The sequence below is a fragment of the Bacillus cereus group sp. BfR-BA-01382 genome (genome assembly GCF_022663475.1).
Lineage (GTDB): Bacteria > Bacillota > Bacilli > Bacillales > Bacillaceae_G > Bacillus_A > Bacillus_A thuringiensis_S.
In genome coordinates this window covers 1-2,203 of sequence record NZ_JAKUFQ010000221.1, presented here as the reverse complement: position 1 = coordinate 2,203, position 2,203 = coordinate 1, and the positions used below count along the sequence as shown (strand labels likewise).

Here is a 2,203-nt window from a genome sequence, read left to right as displayed (position 1 = left end):
GGAAGGGAATATGATATTCGACCAAATGATTTCATTTCATTAGGAGCGAGATGTTCTTTTTGTGCAGGTAATATTAGGAAAAGTCATGAAGACTATGTAAGAGAAATAAGTAGTATTTATGGCTCTGAATACAGTGTGATAGGACAGTATAAAAGTAATTCAAATAAGATTAAAATCAGACACAATAAGTGTGAGTACGAATGGAGCCCAAGAGCAGATGGATTTCTTCAAAGAAAAGCAACATGCCCTGAATGTACAAAACAAAGAAGAAGGTTAAATAAATTAAAAACACATCAAGAATTCAAAAGAGAAATAGCGGATATCTATGGTGATGAATACACCTTATTAAGTGAGTATCAGGGGAGTAGAGTAAAAATAACAGTTAGGCATAAGAAGTGCAATCATATATTTGATTTGAATCCTGATAGTTTGTTGGTAGGTTCGGTTTGTATAAAATGCAACTCCAGTAAAGGTGAACAGCTTATAATGAACTATCTTGAAAGTAAGAACATTGAATATGAAAAAGAATACACTTTTGATGATTGTATTTATAAAGGGAAACTTAGATTTGATTTTGCAGTTTTTAAAGAAAATAAAATTGTAACCCTCATTGAATTTGATGGAATACAACATATGAAGCCTGTTGAACATTTTGGGGGAGAGGAATCGTTTAGAGAAAGACAAATAAAAGATAGAATAAAGGATGAATATTGTATATCAAATGAGCTTTTACTAATCAGGATAAGTTATAAAGAGTTCAATAAAAATCCTAAAAACATCGAACGTATCCTGAATAAAAAACTATTACCTCTCATGCAATAAAGTACCTATTTTAGGTACTTTATTTTTTATGCCCCTATTCGACTCATATAATCTTCAAAATCTTCATCAGAAATAATTCCATACCTCTGGTAAAACTTCAACTTCTCAATGTGATGTTTTAGTTGAACTTCATCCATAGAACCATCTAATGCATTATTTTCTATAAACCTTCTAATAAAGCTCAATCTAATAATAACCTCAAGCTCAGTTAACTCCATATATTCTATTTTATGATTCTTACGGTGTTGTTGTGTTAATTGAATTAGACCTAATTCGCCTCTACTAATAACCTTTCTCGTTTTATCCTCAAACAATACAGCAATTTGTCCATCACTATACTCCATAATTACTATTTTTTTATTCATAAAACCCTCTCATTTCTCGTTCGTTTATCTTGTGTTTCGATTATGTATTAAGTAGAACAGCTTCCCCCATATAGTCGAACCATATAGGAATAGTAATCCGTAGACTATCTATTATATATCATATAACATTAACTATAGTCAATGAAAGGGGTGAGTTCTCATGAAGATTTATCCAGTTCCTCCTGATATGAAAGAGAAGGAAAAAGTTATTGGGGGCGTATTAAATTTAAATCAATTTTTCTGGTTATTAGGTGGCTTCGGTCTTGGAGCATTATTCTTCATTTTGAGCTTTGTCACAATTGGAAACGGAATTATAGCCTGTTTCTTAGGGCTTATTGGTTTACTATCAGGAACACCATTTGCCTTTAAGAAAAAATTGGACATGACATTATGGGAGTATATCAGTCGAAAACGTGCTTTAAAGAGAAAAACAAAAAAACTAATAAACCGTAGAAGGGAAGTGTAAGAATGACAGGAGTAATTATAGGAACCGTTTTATTACTTGCTCTATTTGGTGGTATGGGATGGGCTGTTATGTATCAATTGAAGAAAACAGACCCAAAACAAGCGGATACATCTGCAAGGGAGGACATTCAAAATGCACAAGAATTCCTGCCGTATAAAGATGTTACCGATTCAATGATTGACTTAGGTCAACATCACTATAGAGCGATTATCGAATGCAACTCTATTAACTATGATTTAAAAACAGAAAAAGAAAAAGAAATTATTGATTTATCTTTTCAACGTTTCTTAAATTCATTATCGCATCCAATCACATTCTTTGTTCATACAAGAACAGTTGATAATGCAAAAACATTGAAGTTATTAGAAGATGACATTCTGACTACAATAAAAGACTATCCGAATTTAGAAAGTTATGGAGACGCTTATTATTCAGAGATGGCGAATTTACCAACAATTATTGGAAATAACAAACAAAAGAAAAAATATATCATCGTACCTTATATGGAAGCGAATGAGTTAACGACAGCTACGGATGAGGAAAAATACGA

At 31.8% G+C, this 2,203-nt stretch carries 3 protein-coding genes and 1 pseudogene; 3 read left to right on the top strand and 1 reads right to left on the bottom strand.

The genetic code is table 11. The features are described 5' to 3' along the window. On the top strand, positions 1-822 hold an 822-nt coding region (locus tag MR160_RS33470), incomplete at its 5' end, for a hypothetical protein (protein ID WP_242299200.1). A gap of 26 nt (positions 823-848) precedes the next feature. Here MR160_RS33470 and MR160_RS33465 read toward each other — a convergent pair. Then, positions 849-1,187 carry a hypothetical protein gene (locus MR160_RS33465; protein ID WP_242299199.1) on the bottom strand — a complete coding sequence of 113 codons (339 nt, stop codon included), beginning with the start codon at positions 1,185-1,187 and terminating at the stop codon, positions 849-851. Between the two features lie 160 nt (positions 1,188-1,347). On the opposite strand from MR160_RS33465, the gene MR160_RS33460 reads away from it, so the two are divergent. Both MR160_RS33460 and MR160_RS33455 read left to right on the top strand, forming a co-directional pair. Then, on the top strand, positions 1,348-1,653 hold the full coding sequence (locus MR160_RS33460) for a PrgI family mobile element protein (protein WP_242248189.1): 306 nt from the start codon (positions 1,348-1,350) through the stop codon (positions 1,651-1,653). 2 nt (positions 1,654-1,655) lie between these two features. Beyond that, positions 1,656-2,203, top strand: a pseudogene (locus tag MR160_RS33455) (hypothetical protein); the annotation flags it as partial.

Excerpts from the sequence above, each read along its gene's own strand:
- MR160_RS33465 (WP_242299199.1), bottom strand. The coding sequence starts at position 1,187 with ATGAATAAAAAAATAGTAATTATGGAGTATAGTGATGGACAAATTGCT.
- MR160_RS33460 (WP_242248189.1), top strand. The coding sequence starts at position 1,348 with ATGAAGATTTATCCAGTTCCTCCTGATATGAAAGAGAAGGAAAAAGTT.